General features: G+C 73.4%; 15 protein-coding genes. 6 read left to right on the plus strand and 9 right to left on the minus strand.

From position 1 onward, the window contains the following. Positions 1-33 precede the first annotated feature (33 nt). The 8 genes from ACFYR0_RS03115 to ACFYR0_RS03150 form a co-directional block, all read right to left on the minus strand. Positions 34-585, minus strand: a complete 552-nt coding sequence (locus ACFYR0_RS03115) for a GNAT family N-acetyltransferase (protein ID WP_389321282.1) — start codon at positions 583-585, stop codon at positions 34-36. A 552-nt stretch (positions 586-1,137) separates the two neighbouring features. Continuing rightward, positions 1,138-2,064, minus strand: coding sequence for an LD-carboxypeptidase (locus tag ACFYR0_RS03120; protein ID WP_389321284.1), 927 nt, complete (start codon positions 2,062-2,064; stop codon positions 1,138-1,140). Next, the gene (locus ACFYR0_RS03125) at positions 2,061-4,025 is read right to left on the minus strand and encodes a prolyl oligopeptidase family serine peptidase (protein ID WP_389321286.1); all 1,965 of its coding nucleotides are present in this window, start codon (positions 4,023-4,025) and stop codon (positions 2,061-2,063) included. The genes ACFYR0_RS03120 and ACFYR0_RS03125 overlap by 4 nt, the downstream gene beginning before the upstream one ends. Positions 4,026-4,029: 4 nt before the next feature. Beyond that, on the minus strand, positions 4,030-5,334 hold the full coding sequence (locus ACFYR0_RS03130) for a M20/M25/M40 family metallo-hydrolase (RefSeq protein ID WP_389321288.1): 1,305 nt from the start codon (positions 5,332-5,334) through the stop codon (positions 4,030-4,032). Then, a complete protein-coding gene (locus tag ACFYR0_RS03135) occupies positions 5,327-6,160 on the minus strand; it encodes a M55 family metallopeptidase (RefSeq protein ID WP_389321290.1) in 834 nt (277 codons plus the stop codon). The genes ACFYR0_RS03130 and ACFYR0_RS03135 overlap by 8 nt, the downstream gene beginning before the upstream one ends. A 115-nt stretch (positions 6,161-6,275) precedes the next feature. Next, positions 6,276-6,998, minus strand: a complete 723-nt coding sequence (locus ACFYR0_RS03140; protein ID WP_389321292.1) for a class I SAM-dependent methyltransferase — start codon at positions 6,996-6,998, stop codon at positions 6,276-6,278. 212 nt (positions 6,999-7,210) lie between these two features. Continuing rightward, positions 7,211-9,694: a SpoIIE family protein phosphatase gene (locus ACFYR0_RS03145; RefSeq protein ID WP_389321294.1), complete on the minus strand. Its 2,484-nt coding sequence runs from the start codon at positions 9,692-9,694 to the stop codon at positions 7,211-7,213. 255 nt (positions 9,695-9,949) lie between these two features. After that, entirely contained in the window at positions 9,950-10,396 is a 447-nt protein-coding gene (locus ACFYR0_RS03150) for an SRPBCC family protein (RefSeq protein ID WP_389321296.1), read from the minus strand. Between the two features lie 202 nt (positions 10,397-10,598). Between ACFYR0_RS03150 and ACFYR0_RS03155 the strand changes: the two genes are divergently transcribed. The 4 genes from ACFYR0_RS03155 (at position 10,599) to ACFYR0_RS03170 (ending at position 14,310) form a co-directional block, all read left to right on the plus strand. Further along, a complete protein-coding gene (locus tag ACFYR0_RS03155) occupies positions 10,599-11,636 on the plus strand; it encodes an Rv2578c family radical SAM protein (protein ID WP_389321298.1) in 1,038 nt (345 codons plus the stop codon). A gap of 137 nt (positions 11,637-11,773) precedes the next feature. Next, positions 11,774-13,339 (plus strand): alpha/beta hydrolase, encoded by a 1,566-nt coding sequence (locus ACFYR0_RS03160; protein WP_389321300.1) that lies wholly within the window; start codon positions 11,774-11,776, stop codon positions 13,337-13,339. A gap of 48 nt (positions 13,340-13,387) precedes the next feature. Next, the gene (locus ACFYR0_RS03165; RefSeq protein WP_389321302.1) at positions 13,388-13,789 is read left to right on the plus strand and encodes a RidA family protein; all 402 of its coding nucleotides are present in this window, start codon (positions 13,388-13,390) and stop codon (positions 13,787-13,789) included. A gap of 17 nt (positions 13,790-13,806) precedes the next feature. Next, positions 13,807-14,310 carry a GNAT family N-acetyltransferase gene (locus ACFYR0_RS03170; RefSeq protein WP_389321304.1) on the plus strand — a complete coding sequence of 168 codons (504 nt, stop codon included), beginning with the start codon at positions 13,807-13,809 and terminating at the stop codon, positions 14,308-14,310. Here ACFYR0_RS03170 and ACFYR0_RS03175 read toward each other — a convergent pair. Further along, positions 14,303-14,875, minus strand: coding sequence for an adenylosuccinate lyase (locus ACFYR0_RS03175; RefSeq protein WP_389321306.1), 573 nt, complete (start codon positions 14,873-14,875; stop codon positions 14,303-14,305). The genes ACFYR0_RS03170 and ACFYR0_RS03175 overlap by 8 nt on opposite strands. Before the next feature lie 373 nt (positions 14,876-15,248). On the opposite strand from ACFYR0_RS03175, the gene ACFYR0_RS03180 reads away from it, so the two are divergent. After that, positions 15,249-17,054 (plus strand): 3-hydroxyacyl-CoA dehydrogenase family protein, encoded by a 1,806-nt coding sequence (locus ACFYR0_RS03180; protein WP_389321308.1) that lies wholly within the window; start codon positions 15,249-15,251, stop codon positions 17,052-17,054. A gap of 160 nt (positions 17,055-17,214) precedes the next feature. Continuing rightward, positions 17,215-18,033, plus strand: a complete 819-nt coding sequence (locus ACFYR0_RS03185; protein WP_389321310.1) for a TetR family transcriptional regulator — start codon at positions 17,215-17,217, stop codon at positions 18,031-18,033. The last annotated feature ends 217 nt before the right edge of the window (positions 18,034-18,250 follow it).

An 18,250-nucleotide genomic window follows, 5' to 3' on the forward strand; every position in this document is an offset into this window, starting at 1 on the left:
TTCGGCCGCCGTAACTCGGCGTGAAGCCGGAGATCAGCCGGCGGACCGCGTCTCGGCGGTGAGCGCCCAGCGTTCGTGGTCCCGCCAGGCCCCGTCGATGAACAGCATGGCCGGCGAGAAGCCTTCCAGGCGGAAGCCGCAGGAGCGGGCGAGCGCGATGGACGCGGCGTTGCCGGGCTGGACGTTGATCTCCAGGCGGTGCAGCCGCATCGGCCCGAAGGCGTGGTCGATCACCAGGCCGAGGCCCTCGCGCATCAGGCCGCGGCCGGCGGCGTGCGCGAAGGCGCCGTAGCCGAGGGCGCCGCACCGGAAGGCGCCGTGGACGATGTTGTTGATGTTGATGAACCCGGCGATGGCGCCGTCCGCCTGCTCGCACACCAGGAAGCCGGCCTTCGTCGGGTCCTCGATCAGCCGCCCCGCGTAGGAGCCGTACGCTCGCGCGTTGTCCGGCGGGAACAGCCAGGGGTGGTGGAGGTCCTTGCTCTCCAGGGCGCGGGCCGTGAACTCGGCTCCGTCGGCGTGGGTGATGGGGCGTATGCCCACGCGTGGGCCCTCGGCGAGAAAGCGCGAAGCGTTATGCGGCATCGCCCCACCCTATTACCGCCCCCGCCCCCAACACCCCGGCAAGCCCCCCTGCGGGCGGGTGGGGCCCGCTCGCCCGGTTCCCTGCGGGCGGGTTGGGGCCGGTCGTGCAGTTGCCTGCGGGCCGGTGGGGCCCGCTCGCCACTTCCCTGCGGGCCGGTGGGGGCCTGTCGCGCAGTTCCCCGCGCCCCTCGGCGGACTACGCCGCCCATCCCGGGAGTGCGGGAAACACCCTTCTTGGGGGCGCGGGGAACTGCGCGACCAGCCACAACCCACCCGCACCCGCGATCGAGCCACTCGGGTACCTGGCCGCGGGCCGGTGAGGCCGGTCGAACGCCCCTCCTGGGGCGCGGGGAACTGCGCGACCAGCCGCGACGTGCCCGCGGCCGCAATCGAACTGCCCGGGAACTTGGCTGCGGGGGCGGTGGGAGCTGAGCGCGCCGTTCCCCGCGCTCCTCGGCGGGCTTCGCCGCCCATCCCAAGGGTGCGGGAAACACCCTTCCTGGGGGCGCGGGGAACTGCGCGACAAGCCCCTCACCGGCCCGCGGCCTGGACTCAGGTCAGGGCCGGGGCGGCCAGCGTCAACACGCCAGCCTCCGCGTCGAGTTCCGCCACCACGCCGAAGGGGACCGTCACCGCCCCCGCGCAGTGACCGAAGCCGAACTCCTCGACGACCGGCACACCCAGCCCCCCGAGCCGGTCCACGAGCATCGGCCGCAGCGTGTCGTAGGCGTCGCAGTTCTCCCAGGACCCGAGCAGCACCCCCCGCACCCCGTCCAGCCAGCCCGTGCGCAGCAGTTGGGTGAGGTAGCGGTCGAGGCGGTACGTCTCCTCCCCCACGTCCTCGAGGCACAGCAGCCCCCCGGCCGCGGACCGCCGCGCGTACGGCGTGCCCGCCTCGGCGGCGAGGAGGGACAGACAGCCGCCGAGCAGCACCCCGTGGGCGCGGCCCGGCACCATGGCCCGGCCGCCCTCGGCGGTGACGACCGTGACGGTCTCGGGCGCGAACAGCGTGGCCCGCAGATGCTCCTGGGCGCGGCCGTTCTTCAGGAAGTCGACGCCCGCGGCCATCGGCCCGTGCAGCGTGACCAGACCGAGCCGCACGGCGAACGCCTCGTGCAGCGCGGTGACGTCGCTGAAGCCGACGAGCACCTTGGGCCCGGCCGCCCGCATGGCCTCCCAGTCGAGAAGGTCGACCATGCGCTGCACGCCGTAGCCGCCGCGGGCGCACAGCACGGCGTCGACGGACGGGTCGCACCAGGCTGCCTGGAGGTCGGCGGCACGGGCGGCGTCGGTACCGGCCAGATAGTCGAACTCGGGGTGCCGGTCGAGGACATGGGGTGCCACGACCGGGTCGAGGTCCCAGCCGCGCAGCACGTCGAGACCGGCCTGGAGCCGTTCCTCGGGCACGGGTCCGCTGGTCGCGACCACGGCGACACGGGCACCGGGTGCGAGACGCCGCGGGCGCCGCAGTTCGTTCACCTGTCGAGCTCCAGTCTCGGGACGCCGGGCGGGTTCAGCCCGAACACCTGGGCGTACAGGGAAAGTTCGGCCTCCAGCGCGCGGACCATGGTGTCGGCGCGCCGGAAGCCGTGTCCCTCTCCCTCGAAGGCGATGTAGGCGTGCGGCACGTCTCGGCCCGCCATCCGGGCGAGCAGCCGCTCGCTCTGCGCGGGCGGGCAGATCACGTCGTCCAGTCCCTGGAGCAGCAGGAAGGGCGCGGTGATCCGGTCGGCGTGCTCGACGGGCGAGCGCTCCGCGTACCGTGCGGGCACCTCGTCGTAGGGCCCGACCAGGGTGTCCAGGTAGCGCGACTCGAAGTCGTGGGTCTCCCCGGTCGCCCAGCCGGCCAGGTCGAGCACCGGGTAGATGACGGTGCCGCAGGCGTAGACGTCGGTGGTGGCGAGGGAGGCGGCCGTGGTCCAGCCACCCGCGCTGCCACCGCGGACGGCGAGCCGGGCCCGGTCGGCGGTGCCCTCGTCCGCGAGGGCGAGCGCGACGGCCGCGCAGTCCTCCACGTCGACCACGCCCCACTGCTCGCGCAGCCGGTTGCGGTACTCGCGCCCGTACCCGGCCGAGCCGCCGTAGTTGACCTCGGCGACACCGATGCCGCGCGAGGTGAAGTAGGCGATCTCCAGGTCGAGGACGAGCGGGGAGCGCCCGGTCGGCCCGCCGTGCGCCCACACGACGTACGGCGGCCGCTCGGCGTCGGGCGCGGCGCACCCCGGGTTGTGCGGCGGGTACACATGCGCGTGGATGTCGCGGCCGTCGGGTCCGGTGAAGGTGCGGATCTGCGGCTCGGGGTAGTGGACGGGGTCGACGGCGTCGTCGTGCGCGGCGCCGATCACCCGCGCGTGCCCGGTGCCGGTGTCCAGCTCGACGACCTCGTACGCGGTGCGCGGGCTGGCGCCCACGGCGGCGATCCGCTCCCCGGTCACGGCGAGCGTGGGCGCGAACTCGGTCCACGGTCCGGCCGCGTCGACGACCTCGCCGGTCTCCGGGTCGAGGATGCCGAGCGCGGTGGCGCCGCGCCCGTGGACGACGGCGATCAGTCCGCCGGGCAGCGGGGCGAACCAGCGGTGTCCGATCTTCCACAGCGGCCCGCCGAACTCCTCCTCGCGGCGGCACAGCGGCTCCCCGTCGCGGTAGAGGTTCCACCAGCCGGTGCGGTCGCTCGCCCACAGCAGGGAGCCGTCGGCGGCGAAGTCGGCCTGGCAGACGGACTCCTCGGGCCCGCCCGCCACGGTCCGGGGCGTGCCGAAGGTGCCGTCGGGCCGGACGTCGGCGAGCAGCAGGTCGGTGCCGTCCCACGGCATCCGGGGATGGTCCCAGCCGATCCAGCAGGCCCGCCGCCCGTCGGGCGACAGCTTCGGTCCGGTGACGAACCGGTGCCGCTCGGCGGTGAGTTCGCGTACGGCGGTCCGGTCCCCGGCGGCGGACCCGTCCAGCGGCACGGCGGCCGGGACCCGGCGCACGTCGCTCGGTCCCTCGCCGGTGAACTCCTCCAGCACGCACCAGACCTCACCGCGCTCCGGCAGCAACACCGGGTCGGCCCAGCGCAGTCCGCCGCCGGCCGTGCCGGCCGGGGTGAGCGGGACCGGCTCGCCGCCGGGCTCCCAGCGGTACAGGCGCTGGTCGTCGAAGTTGACGAAGACCACCAGCGGGCGGCCGTCCGGGGCGGTGCCGGCCCAGGGCTGTCCGCCGTACTCGATGACCCGGGTGCGCACGTTCCACGGGGCCGGCAGTACCGGTTCCTCGCGGCCGTCGGTGTGCCGCCGGACCAGGGTGCGGCGGCCGCCCTCGGTGGGCCGGGGTTCGGTCCACCAGACCTCCTCGCCGACGAAGCCCACGTACTCGGGATGTCCGTCGTGGGCGGCCGCGAGGGCCGCGTCGATGGGCGAGGGCCAGGAACCGTAGGCCAGTGTCTGCACGTCGTCCCCCACTCGCTCAGGCCGTCCGCAGGAAACGGTCCAGGACGCGGACGCCGAAGTGCAGCGCCTCGACCGGGACCCGCTCGTCGACGCCGTGGAACAGCGCCTGGTAGTCGAGTCCCTCCGGCAGCCTCAGCGGCGCGAAGCCGTAGCCGGTGATGCCGAGGCGCGAGAACTGCTTGGCGTCGGTGCCGCCCGACATGCAGTACGGCACCACATGGCCGCCGGGCGCGAACTCCTCGACGGCGGCCCGCATCCGGGCGTACGTCGGTGAGTCGACGGGTGCCTGGAGGGCCACCTCGCGGTGGAAGAACTCCCAGTCCACGCCGGGCCCGGTCAGCTCGTCCATGGTGGCGCGGAACTCGTCCTCGGCGCCGGCCAGGAACCGGCCGTCGACATGGGCGACCGCGTCGCCCGGGATGACGTTGACCTTGTAACCCGCTTCCAGCATGGTCGGGTTGGTGCTGTTGCGCACGGTCGCCTCGACCAGCTTGGCCGCCGGGCCCAGCTTGGTGAGCAGCGCGTCCACGTCCTCGAGGTCGGGCTCGACGCCGTAGAGCGCGGCGAGTTCGGTGAGGGCGGCCCGTACGGTCGGGGTGAGCCTGAGGGGCCACTCGTGGGCGCCGATCCGGGCGACGGCCGCGGCGAGCCGGGTCACCGCGTTCTCCCGGTTGACCTTGGAGCCGTGGCCGGCGCGGCCGCGCGCGGTGAGCTTCATCCAGGCCGTGCCGCGCTCACCGGCCGCGATCGGGTAGATCTCCCGCCCGGTGCCGTCGTGGAAGGTGAAGGCGCCGGACTCGCTGACGCCCTCGGTGCAGCCCTCGAAGAGTTCCGGGTGCCGGTCGGCGAGGAAGCCCGAGCCGTCCTCGGCGCTGGCCTCCTCGTCGGCGGTGAAGGCGATGACCAGGTCGCGCCGTGGCCGCGCTCCCGTGCGGGCCCAGGACCGCACGACGGCCAGGATCATCGCGTCCATGTTCTTCATGTCGACCGCGCCCCGGCCCCAGACGACGCCGTCGCGGACCTCTCCGGAGAAGGGGTGGACGCTCCAGTCGGCGGCCTCGGCGGGCACCACGTCCAGATGGCCGTGGACCAGCAGCGCGTCCGCCGACGGGTCGGTGCCCTCGAGCCGGGCCACGACATTGGTGCGGCCCTTGGCGCGCTCCAGCATGACGGGCTCCAGGCCCGCCCCGGCGAGGGCCGCGGCAGCGTACTCGGCGGCGGGCCGCTCCTGGCAGTCGCCGCCGCCCCGGTTGGTGGTGTCGATGCGGATGAGGTCGGAGGTGAACCTGACGACCTCGTCCAGTGCCTGCTCGTCAGCCATACTGCTCCTCCACTGCGGCCGAGACGATGGTGGTGACCGCCTTGAAGGTGCGGATCCCGTCGAACATGGTGTCGCTGGTGTAGGCGACCTTGCGCTCCCCGGTCCGGGCCACGCCGGGCACGACGGTCGCGGTCATCGCCAGGTGCTCGGCGTCGAACTCCAGGGCGATGGTGTGCGGGCCGGCGGACACCGGCTCGTGCCGCACGGCGAGCGCGGCCGCCTCCTTCGCCGCCGCGCGGATGTCGGCGGCGGTCCGGGCGGGGGTGCGGCAGACCGCCGCGTAGCGGGAGACATGGTCCTTCACGGCGACCTTCAGTGCCTCGGGCGCGTACCCGAGCGCGTCCTCGCAGGCCAGGTCGTCGCCGGTGACCAGGACGACCGGCACGCCGTACTCCGCGACGACATGCGCGTTCAGCAGGCCCTCGCTGGCGCGTACGCCGTTCAGCCACACGCCGGTGAGCTGGTTGGCGAGGTAGGTGTGCGCGAGGACGCCCTCCATGCCGGCGCCCGCGTGGTAGCCGATGAAGGCGATGCCGTCGACGTCCCCGTGCTGCACGCCCTCGACCATGGACAGCGCCTTGTGCCGGCCGGTCAGCATCTGGGCCCGGTCGTCCAGCCGCTCCAGCAGCAGATTGCGCATGCTCCAGTGCGCCTCGTTGATGAGGATTTCGTCGGCGCCGCCGTCGAGGAAGCCGAGCACCGCGGCGTTGACGTCCGAGGTGAACATCGACCGGCACCGCTCCCACTGCGGTGTTCCGGGGAGCACGTCGGCGGGCCACGTCACGCCGGTCGCGCCCTCCATGTCGGCGCTGATCAGGATCTTCATGGTGCGTCACGTTACGCGTAGAAGCCAAAACGGGCCAGGTCGCTCCCTGACCGACCCGTCGGTCGGTGACGGGTGCGGGTGTCGGCCGGCGGCACCCGCACCCCCGGACGGCGGCTCAGGCTCCGGCGGCGACCAGCCACCTCGAGGGCAGCTCGATCAGGGAGCCGTCGGCCGCGTGCTCGGTGGTCGCCAGGGGCAGGGCCCCGCTCGCGAGGACGGTGAGCCCGGCGGCGGCCAGGAAGGCGGGGACCGCGGTGTCGGCGACCTCGCCGGGGGCGATGCCGTGGCGGAAGATCGGGGCGAGCTTGGCGGGCGGGCCGTCCGGGCCCTGCGCCAGCCCGCGCAGGGCGGCCCCGGCGGCCTCGGAGGGGTCCACCAGGAAGGCACGGCCCCGGCTGCCGAGCAGCGCGGCGAGCGCGTCGACCAGTGGCTGGCGGTCGTCCGGATCGCTCTGGTGCAGGACACCGCGCATATAGACGTTGGCGTCGCCCAGTTCGGCGTGCAGGGCCTCGGCCGCCGCCTTGTCCGTGGCGTCCAGCTCCCGGTATCTCGCCTGCCCGGCCGGGTCGGCGCGGCGGGCGTGCTCCACGGCGGCGGCGGACAGGTCGGCGCCGAGCACCCGCGGGAAGCGGGCGGCCAGGAAGCGGGTCTGGGTGCCGTTGCCGCAGCCGAGGTCGATCATCGGCAGGCCGGGGTCGGCGAGCAGCGGCTCGAACAGGGCGACGTGCAGCGCGGAGGTCAGCGACGGTTCGGCGTCCCACAGCACGGACCCCGGTTCGTCGGAGGCCTCCCGCCAGAAACCCTCCCAGGCGTCCCGGTACCGACTCGTCACGCTCATGCCCAACTCCCCAGGGTGCACTGTCGATCCGCCGTACTGACGGGCCAGTACGGTCTATCGCCCCGGGGCGACCGCGACAAGCACGCGAGACGTTCCTTCACGCCTCGTTCGAGACCCGTACGCCCTGAGCAGGGCCGCTGCCCGCCTGCCGAACAGGCCGGGTGGGTCCCCGTCGGCCTGTTCGGCGGGCGGGCAGGCCGGGTGGGTCCCCGTCAGCCCCGGCGCCGGGGCAGGGTGAGTTCGAACCACACGGTCTTGCCCGTGCCGGTACGGCTGGTGCCCCACTCCCGGGCCAGTGTGGAGACCACCCGCAGTCCGCGCCCCGTCTCGTCACCGGGTCCGGCGCTCAGCAGCGTGGGCAGCTCGTGCTCGTCGTCGTCCACCTCGCACAGCAGGGTGTCGCCGCGCACCAGTCGCAGTTCGACCGGGCGGCGGACCGAGTGCCGCAGCGCGTTGGTGGCCAGCTCACTGACCAGCAGCTCGGCGGTGTCGGCCAGCTCGCCGAGCCCCCAGTCGTGCAGTCGCTCGCGGACCACGGCCCGGGCGCGGGGCACCTGGCGGGGGTCGAGCGGGAGGCGCCACTCGGCGACGTCGTCGGGCGCGATGCCGTTCAGCCGGGCCATCAGCAGGGCCACGTCGTCCTTGCGGCCGCCGCGGGTGTTGAGGGCGCGGATGATGGTGTCGCAGGCCTCGTCCATGGAAGCGGCCGGATGCGCGGCGGACTCGCACAGCGTCGCCAGGCCCACCCCGATGTCCTCACCGCGCATCTCCACCAGGCCGTCGGTGCACATCACCAGCCGGTCCCCGGGCTCCACCCGCACGCGTACGGACTCGAAGGGCACCCCGCCCACCCCGATCGGGGCGCCGGTCGGCAGGTCGAGCAGCTCGCTTCGGCCGTCCCCGGCGCGGACGATCACCGGCGGGATGTGCCCGGCGTTGGCGAGGTGCAGTTCGCTCCCGATCGGGTCGTAGACGGCGTAGAGACAGGTCGCCAGATAGGTGTCGCCGAGGCGCTGGGCGAGGTCGTCGAGGTTGCGCAGCAGCTGGGCGGGCGGCAGGTCGAGGGCGGCCATGGTCTGCACGGCGGTCCTCAACTGGCCCATCATCGCTGCCGAGTTCAGGCCGTGCCCCATGACGTCGCCGACCACGAAGGCGGTGCGCGCGCCGGGCAGTTTCACGGAGTCGAACCAGTCGCCGCCGACCCGGCCGAGGAGGGTGCCGGGCAGATAGCGGGTGGCGATGTCGCAGCCCGCCCGGCGCGCCGGGATGTGCGGGAGCATGCTGTCCTGGAGGGTCTCGGCGACCGACTCCTGGTACGTGTACATGCGCGCGTTGTCGAGCACCAGCCCGGCGCGGGCGGCGAGTTCGGCGCCGGTCACCCGGTCCATGTCGTTGAACTCGACGCGCTCGGGGTGACGCAGCAGGATCATGAAGCCGAGCACGACGTCGCGTGCCTTGAGCGGGACGACCAGCATGGACCGGCCGGTGATCAGGGGCCGGATGTCGCGCTTCTCGAACTGCGAGGCGATGGCGTGGCCCATCTGCTCGCTGATCCGCGGGACGAGGACGGGTTCACCGCTGGTCATGCACTGGAAGAACGGGGTGTGCGCGGGGAACGGCATGGCCTCGCCGACCGGCACGACGTCGTCCCAGCGGCCGGGTTCGTCGGTGTGCTCCACGGCGACCCGGTGCCACAGGGTGGTGGTGTCGGGGACGCCGTCGGGGAAGCCCTCGCCCGCGACGACCTGTTCGCGCAGATAGGTGCCGGCGACGTCGGTGAAGCGGGGCACGACCGCGCGGCTGACCTCGACGATGGTGCGGGAGAGGTCCAGGGAGGTGCCGATGCGTCCGCTGACCTCGTTGAGGAACTCCAGGCGCTCGCGCACGGCGGTGTACTCGAGGTCCTCGGCGTCGTCCTCGGCCGGGCCGTCGGGCGGCGGCTCGCCCGCGGCGGTGGCGTGGGCGAGGCGTTCGCGGCGGGCCCTGCGCTCGGCGCGCCGGGGCACGCCCCAGTCGGGGGTGACGGGCACCCGGTCGTTCTGGCTGAACTCCATGACGGGGTAGCCCAGTTCGAGGACCTGCGCGACGATGCGGGCGCTCTCGCCGACGCTCATGCTGGGCAGGATCTCGGGCAGCCGGCGGGCGAGGTCCTCGGCGCCGGGGAAGTCGGTGTGCAGGGCGAAGGCGGGGGCGATCCGCTCGACGCCCCGCCCGTCCTCGTGCTCGACGCCCCGCCCGCCCTCACGCTCGCCGTCGCGGTACGGCCCGGCGGCGTCCGCCGCGAGCACCAGCAGCCGTTCGGGGCCGGGGCCCACCAGCGGGTAGGCCCACCACAGCACGTCGGCCCGGTCGCCGTCCGGCACGTCCAGCCGGGCGCGTCCGGCGGCGGGGTAGGAGAGCCCGCCGCCGAGCGAGGACTCCAGGTCGGGGCCGAGGCCGTCGTAGCCGCCGTGGGCACCGTGGAGGCCGGGCTCGCGCTCCTCGGGCAGGGCGCCGGAGACGGGCAGCAGATCGGTGGCGGGCCGACCGATCGCGCTCTCCTTGGGGACGCCGAACAGGCGCCGGGCGCCGCTGCTCCAGTGCGAGACCAGGCCCTCGCGGTCGACGACGACCACGGCCAGTGGGACGCGCCCGGCCCGCCCGCCGGACCCAGCCGGCCGGCTGGGAGATGCTGCCCGGTCGGTGCCACGGTCCATGGCCCAAGCCCTCTCTCCGCGCGCCTCCACAAGATCTGTCCCCGGGACCACCGTACGGCTCCGGCAGCACGGGATGTGCGGCAATCCGCGAATTCGCGGCACCGCGTGCCTCACAGGTCACACGGCACCCCGATCCGCCCGCCCCGCGGGGCCGTTGGAGGAGGGCTTCGGCTCAGGCCTCCGGTCCCTCGGCGGGCGACGGCCGGTCCGCCGCGGCGCCCGGCACAACCCCCACCGGACGCCGCCAGAAGGGTCCTAGGCGCTCTCGACCTCGGTGGCGAGGTTGGCGAGGACCGCGTCGTAGATCCGGCCGAGGCCCTTGGGGGCGAAGGTCTTCTCGAAGAAGCCGCCGATGCCGCCCGCGCCGTTCCAGGTGGTGGTGACGACGACACGGGACCTGCCCTCGCCGGCCGGGGTGACGCGCCAGACGGTGACCATGGAGGAGTTGCGGTCCTTCTCGACCAGCTCGCCGTCGGTGGGCTCGGTGACCTCGAGCAGGCAGTCGCGCACCCGCTTGCTGGTGGCCTGGAGCTTCCAGTGGACGAGGGTGCCCTCGCCGTCGCCGCCCTCGCGCACCTCGTACTCGCTGAAGTGCGCGGGCAGGAGCTTCGCCCGGCTGCCGCTGTAGTCGGCGATGGTGTCGAACACCTTCTCCGGGTCCGCCGCGACGACCCGCTCCGTAGTGGCCTCGACCTGCGCCATTGCTGCCTCCATGACCTGATTGCTCGGGCTTGCGGCCCCTGGGCCGTTCTTCCGGATCACGCCGGCGTCGCGGGCCTGGTCCGGAAGGCAGGGCCAGCCAACCACCCCGCCGCCCGGCCGCCCAAATCGAGGTCGCACGATCATGGGAACATGTGTTCTATTCTCGGGGTCAGTGCAGGGTCAGCGCTACAGAGGAGGCCTCATGCGCTGGGAGAACCTCACCGAGTCCGCCGAGCACAGCCGGGCCGCCACCGGCCTCTTCGGCGCCGACGCGGTGGTCAGCCGGACCTTCGACACGCCCGAGTTCCGGGGGATCACCTTCCACGAGATCCGGGCCCGGTCGATCCTCAACCGGGTCCCGGGCGCCTCGCGCATGCCCTTCGAGTGGACGGTGAACCCGTACCGGGGCTGCTCGCACGCCTGTGTCTACTGCTTCGCCAGGAAGACGCACAGCTATCTCGACCTCGACACCGGCATCGGCTTCGACACCCAGATCGTGGTGAAGGTGAACGCGCCGGAGCTGCTGCGCCGTCAGCTCGGCTCCCGGCGCTGGCAGGGCGAGCACGTGGCGATGGGCACCAACGTCGACTGCTACCAGCGCGCGGAGGGCCGCTACCGGCTGATGCCGGGCATCATCGCCGCCCTGCGCGACCACGCGAACCCCTTCTCCGTGCTGACCAAGGGCACCCTGATCCTGCGCGACCTCGACCTGCTGAAACAGGCGGCCGAGGTCACCGACGTCGGCATCTCGGTCTCGGTCGGCTTCACCGACCACGAGCTGTGGCGCACGGTCGAACCGGGCACCCCGGCGCCCGAACGCAGGCTGGACGTGGTGCGCACCCTCACCGCGCACGGCATCGGCTGCGGGGTGCTGATGGCCCCGGTGATCCCGTTCCTCGGCGACGATCCGGCCCAACTGCGCGCCACCGTGCGGGCGATCGCCGCCTCCGGCGCCACCTCGGTCACCCCGCTCGTGCTGCATCTGCGCCCCGGCGCCCGCGAGTGGTTCATGAGCTGGCTCGGGCAGCACCACCCCCATCTGGTGCGCCGCTACGAGCGGCTGTACGCCGAGGGCGCCTACGCGCCCAAGTGGTACCAGCGCCGCATCACCGGCCAGGTGCACGAACTGGCCCAGGAGTACGGCATCGGACCGGCGCGCCCCGGCATGTCCCGCCGCGTCCGCGAGCCGGAGCCCGCCCCCGAGCCGCGGCCGGAACCGACCCAGCTCACGCTGATGTGAGAGGCAACCGAGCGCACCTGACGACCCAATCGGGTCAAGTACGGCGACAACACGTTCTTCCGGGCGGGGATTCCGGGACGATGCCGCGAGGACCGTGACCCCCGCGGTCCGGCCCCGTTCCGCCCTGGAAGGACTCCATGAAGAAACGCGCAGCCGTGCTGTGCGGTGCCGCCGCCGTCCTGGCCGGGGCGCTCACCGCCGTTCCCGCCGAGGCCACCGGCCCGGGAGCCGCAGCCCCCGCAATCGCCTGGAAGAGGTGCGGCACCGGCGACTACCCGACGCTCCAGTGCGCGTCCCTGGAGGTCCCCCTGGACCACGCGGACCCGCAGGGGCGGCAGATCACCCTCGCCCTGACCCGCGTCCCGCACACCGCGAGGAAGTCCCAGGGACCGCTGCTGGTCAACCCCGGCGGCCCCGGCGGCAGCGGACGCACCCTCGCCGGATTCGTCGCGGCCTCCCTGCCCAGGTCGGTGGCCTCCCAGTACGACGTGATCGGCTTCGACCCGCGCGGTGTCGGCAGGAGCAGGCCCGCGCTGAACTGCCTGCCCGGCCACTTCGACGCCCCGCGCCCCGACTCGGTGCCCGCCGCCCCCGGCGTGGAGAACGCCAACCTGGCCCGCGCCAGGGCCTTCGCCGACGCCTGCGCCGAGAAGCACGCCGACGTGCTGCCGTACATCAACACGACCGCCGTCGTGCACGACATGGACCTCATCCGGCAGGCGCTGGGCGCGCAGCGGCTGAACTACTTCGGCTACTCGTACGGCACCTACCTCGGCGCGGTCTACGGCAAGCTCCACCCGGACCGGGTACGCCGCTTCGTGCTCGACTCCGTCGTCGACCCGACGGGCGTCTGGTACGAGGACAACCTCGCGCAGGACCTCGCCTTCGACGACCGCCACCGCGCCTTCCTGGCCTGGGTCGCCCGGCACGACCGCGCCTACGGGCTGGGCACCGACCCGGCCGAGGTCGAGTCGCGGTGGTACGCGATGCGGGCGGCGCTGGTGAAGGAGCCCGCGGGGAAGAAGGTGGGCCCGGCGGAGCTGGAGGACACCTTCATGCCCGGCGGCTACTACGACGGCTACTGGCCCTACCTCGCCGAGGCGTTCGCCGCGTACGTCAACGACAAGGACTCCGACGCGCTGGTCGAGGCGTACGACACCTTCGCCGCGCTCGACGCCTCCGGCGAGAACGGCTACAGCGTCTACACCGCGGTGCAGTGCCGGGACGCGTCCTGGCCGCGCGCCTGGCCGGCCTGGCGCGCGGACAACTGGGCGATGTACGACAAGGCGCCCTTCATGACCTGGAACAACGCCTGGTACAACGCGCCGTGCGCGTTCTGGACGGTCCCGCCGAAGCTGCCGGTGGACGTCGCCAACGCCGAACTGCCGCCGGTGCTGCTGTTCCAGGCCACCGACGACGCCGCGACGCCGTACCGGGGCGGGGCCATGATGCACACCCTGCTGCGCGGCTCCAGCCTGGTGGTCGAGGACGGCGGCGGGAACCACGGCATCACACTGAGCGGCAACCCCTGCCTGGACAAGCACCTGGCCGCCTATCTCGCCGACGGCACGGTGCCGCGCGGCGACGGGGCCGGTGAGGCGGACGCCGTGTGCGCGGCCCAGGCCGAACCCGAGCCGCTGACCATCAGGTCCGGCTCCTCGCGGGGCTCGACGCTGCACGGGCTGCTGGGCCCACGCGGCTGAGGGGTTGTCCGGGGGCGGGCGGCGCGGCTCCTGTGATCCCATGGCCGCATGAGTGAGCCGATCACCAGGATCCCCGCCCCCGACGGGGTCGCCCCCGCAGCCGCGTACACCCATGTGGTGACGGGCAGCGGGCGTCTCGTGGCCGTGTCCGGCCAGCTGCCGCTCGACGAGAACGGCACGCTGGTCGGCCCGGACGACCCCGGGGCCCAGGCGCGTCAGGTCTTCGAGAACATCCGGCGCTGCCTCGCCGCCGCCGGGGCGACCTTCGAGGACGTCGTCAAACTCACCTTCTTCGTCACGGACATGGCGTACCTGCCCGCGATCCGCGCGGCACGCGCCGCGCACATCCCGGACGACCGGCTCCCGGCCGCCTCCGCCGTACAGGTCGCCGCGCTGGTGCGGCCGGAGTACCTGATGGAGATCGAGGCCTACGCGGTGGTGGCCGAGTGACCCCGCGGGTGCGGGAGATGACGCTCGCGGACTGCGGCCGGGTCGCCGAGATCCGCGTCGGCGGCTGGCGGGCGGCCTACCGGGCTCTGATGCCCCAGACCTATCTGGACGGGCTCAGCGTGGCCGCAGACGCCGACCGCCACCGGGCCCGGTTCACGGCCGCCGACCGTGTGGCGGTGGACCTGGTCGCCGAGCGCGAGCCCGGCGGCGAGGTCACCGGCTGGGCCTGCCACGGCCCGTACCGGGACGGCGAAGTGCGCACCGCGGACGCCGAGTTGTACGCGATCTACGTCGCCCCGGAGCACTACGGCACCGGCGTCGGCCGCGCCCTGCTGGCGGAGTCCGTACGGCGCTGCGCCGAGGCCGGCCACCCGCGGATGCTGCTGTGGGTACTGAAGGGCAACGTCCGCGCGCGGCGGTTCTACGAGCGGGCGGGATTCTCGGCCGACGGCACCGAGGAGCCCTTCGAGGCGGGCGGCGTCCCGGTACCCGAGGTGCGGTACACCAGGGAGCTCACCTAGGCCTGGGAATCCGCGCCAGGGCCCGCACGGCGGCCTGGGCGAGCACCGGGTGCGCCAGGGCCTCGTTGAGCACCGTCCTGGCCCTCGGGTCGCCGAGGGCGCCGAGCCCCTCCACACAGGCGAGGGCCACCCTGCGGTGGGGGTCGTGCGGGCGCAGCCGCCGTTCGAGGGTGGTGATCAGCGCGGGCGCGGACTCCGGGGCCCGCAGCTCGACCAGCAGCCGCACCGGGTGCAGGGCGTAGGCGACGCGCAGTTCGTTGGTGGCCAGGGCGGCGGCCGCGCGGGCGGTGCGCGGGTCGCCGAGGCGGGCGAGGGCGTGGGCGGCGGAGGCGCAGCGCTGCGGGTCACGGTGGTTGAGCAGCAGGACGAGCGACTCGAAGGCCCGCCGGTCGCCGGCCAGGCCCAGCCGGAACGCGGCCAGTTCGCGGGCCCACAGAGGCTGTCCGGGGGCGGTGAGCACCTGCGCCAGCTCGCCCTCTCCGCTTGCGGCGAGGTGCTCGAAGGCGGGGGTGGCCCCCGACTCCCGCCGTAAGCGCTCCGTGAGCGACCGCAACTCTTCGTCCATGGGGTGGAGCGTAGGGCGGATCGGCCGACCGGGGGACGTACATCACAAAGTCCGGGGGCTGGCGCGCTCGTTACCCACCGGTTAAGCTCAGACGAGCGAGTTACCCACTCGCTACCACGCTCGTGGCGGTTTGGTGACGCAGCCGCCATGAGAGCAGTCGGTTCGGTGCTTCAGGCACCGCAGTGCGACCCGGCCAAGGGACAGGGCCGGTCGGATTCCGCCGCAGGGCGGGCGTGTGCGCGCCCGTCGGAGCGGCGCCGGGCGTGTGCGCTCGCAGCCCGGAACCACACCCGCATCCTCCACGCACCCGGTGCGCCCCTTCGGCGTACCGGGTCGCGTTCCCAGTCGTCACCCTCATTCCTGGAGTCCCGCGATGGCCACTCCCCTGTCCGACACCCCTCTGTCCCCGTTCAAGACCATTGCCGTGGTCGGCCTCGGCACGATGGGCACCGGCATCGCCGAGGTGCTCACCCGGGCCGGCCGCGAGGTCATCGGCATCGACGTCGACGAGGCGCAGACCGCCCGGTGCGTCGCCGCCCTGGACGCCGCCACCGCCCGTGCCGTGGAGCGTGAGCGCCTCACGGAGCAGGAGCGCGCGGACGTCGTCGCCCGGCTGCGCACCTCCACCGACCTCGGCGCCGCGGCCGAGGCCGACCTGGTCATCGAGGTGGCCCCGGAGTCGTACGAGATCAAGCAGGAGATCTTCCGCGAGCTGGACCGGATCGTGCGCCCGGAGACCATCCTGGCGACCGGCACCAACGCGCTGTCGGTGACCCGGCTCGCCGCGGAGTCCCAGCGTCCCGAGCGGGTGCTGGGCGTGCACTTCTTCAACCCGGCGCAGCAGATGCGGCTGGTGGAGATCGTCTCCTCGGTGCTCACCTCCCCGAACGCCGTCGCCGCGGTCACCGACCTGGCGATCGAGCTGGGCAAGGAGCCCGTGTCGGTCGGCGACCGGCCCGGTTTCGTCGCCGACGGCCTGCTGTTCGGCTACCTCAACCAGGCGGCCGCGATGTACGAGGCGAAGTACGCCTCCCGCGAGGACATCGACGCGGCGATGCGGCTGGGCTGCGGTCTGCCGATGGGCCCGCTCGCCCTGCTGGACCTGATCGGCATCGACTGCGCGAGCCGGGTCCTGGAGGCCATGTACGCCGAGTCGCACGACCGGCTGCACGCCCCGGCGCCGATCCTGAAGCAGCTCAGCGAGGCCGGGCTGACGGGCCGTAAGGCGGGCCGCGGCTTCTACACCTACGAGGCCCCGGGCAGCGCCACGGTGGTGCGCGACGCGCTCACCCCGCGGGAGGGCGGCGAGCTCGCCGAGGGCCGTACGGTCTCCTCGGTCGGTGTCGCGGGCTCGGGCACCATGGCGTCGGGCATCGCGGAGGTGTTCGCCAAGGCGGGCTTCGACGTGGTCCTCGCGGCCCGCAGCGAGGCGAAGGCGGAGGCGGCCAAGGCCTTCATCGGCAAGTCGCTGTCCCGCTCGGTCGCCAAGGGCCGGATGACCGCCGAGGCGGCCGAGGAGACCCTGGGCCGGATCACCCCGGCCGGTTCCTACGACGCCTTCGCCGAGGTCGACCTGGCCGTCGAGGCGGTCGCGGAGGACCTGGAGATCAAGCAGCAGCTGTTCGCGGCGCTGGACAAGGTCTGCAAGCCGGGCGCGATCCTGGCCACCACCACCTCCTCGCTGCCCGTCGTCGCCTGCGCCCGCGCCACCACGCGCCCGCAGGACGTGATCGGCATGCACTTCTTCAACCCCGCGCCGGCCATGAAGCTGGTCGAGGTGGTCCGCACGGTGCTGACCGGCGACGACGTCCACGCGACCGTCCGCGAGGTCTGTGCCCGCATCCGCAAGCACGCGGTGGACTGCGGCGACCGGGCCGGCTTCATCGTGAACGCGCTGCTGTTCCCGTACCTGAACAACGCCATCAAGATGGTCCAGGACCACTACGCGACGCTGGACGACATCGACGCCGCGATGAAGCTGGGCGGCGGCTACCCGATGGGCCCGTTCGAGCTGCTGGACGTCGTCGGGCTCGATGTCTCGCTGGCCATCGAGCAGGTGCTGCACCGCGAGTTCCGCGACCCCGGTCTCGCCCCCGCGCCGCTCCTGGAACACCTGGTGGCAGCGGGCTGCCTCGGCCGCAAGACGGGCCGGGGTTTCCGTGAGTATGCCCGGCGCTGACAGGGTCGGCGACTGGTTCCGGACCGGGGAGGACTGGGGCGGGCTGCTCGAACCGGCCAGGGCCGGGCAGCCCGTCCGCGGACCCGCTCCCCCGCCCCCCGAGGGCGGGGGAACCCCCGTGCATGCGCACCGAGCTGCGCACATGCAGTACGTTCGGGGCATGTCCCAGCCCGCCAAGTCCTCCCGTACCCCTGCCACAGCCGACGCGCCGGAGAGCGCCGCGGGGTCCCGCGCGGCGGCCCAGCGGCTCAAGATGCGCCGTGAACTGGCGGCCGCGGCCATGGAGCTGTTCGCGACCAAGGGGTACGAGGCGACCACCGTCGACGAGATCGCGGCCGCGGCCGGGGTCGCCCGCCGCACCTTCTTCCGTCACTTCCGGTCCAAGGAAGAGGCGATCTTCCCGGACCACGACGACACCCTGATCCGCGCCGAGGCGGTGCTCAACGCCGCCCCCGCCCATGAGCACCCCCTCGACACGGTGTGCCGGGGCATCAAGGAAGTCATGCGGATGTACGCGGCCCGGCCGGAGATCTCGGTGGCCCGCTACAAGCTCACGCGCGAGGTGCCCACCCTGCGCGAGGCGGAGATCGCCTCGGTGGCCCGCTACGAGCGCCTGTTCACCCGCTATCTGCTCGGCCACTTCGACGAGCACGCCCACGACGACGACGCCAACGACGACCCGCTGCTGGCCGAGGTCGCCGCCTCCGCCGTGGTCACCGCACACAACCACGTGCTGCGCCGCTGGCTGAGGGCCGGCGGCCAGGGGGACGTGGAGGCCCAGCTCGACCACGCCTTCGCCATCGTGCGCAAGACGTTCGGCAACGGCATCGGCGCGGGCCGCACGAGCGCCGACGCGGCCCGCCCGGTCCCGGCGGCCACGGTCACGGGAACGGGCGAGGTGCTGGTGACGGTGGCGCGGACCGACGCCCCGCTGGACGAGGTCATGAGGACCATCGAAGAGGCTTTGAAGGAGCGCTGAGCCCGCTCCCCCGCTGTGATGACGGCCACCCCTCGGGGTGGCCGTTTTGGCATGTCAGAGGCCCTTTTCCACCGAGTCTCCAGCCGTGTTCGATCGATCATCGCTCATTTGTTACGTAAAGATTTCACCTGAGCTCAATTCCTGGCACTCAGTGCCTTGCCAGGTGACACGGTGTGCCATACGTTGATGTTGTCCGGGCGGCCGGCGCGCAGTGATC

Source organism: Streptomyces sp. NPDC005017 (genome assembly GCF_042873115.1).
In the GTDB taxonomy this organism is placed as follows: Bacteria; Actinomycetota; Actinomycetes; order Streptomycetales; family Streptomycetaceae; genus Streptomyces.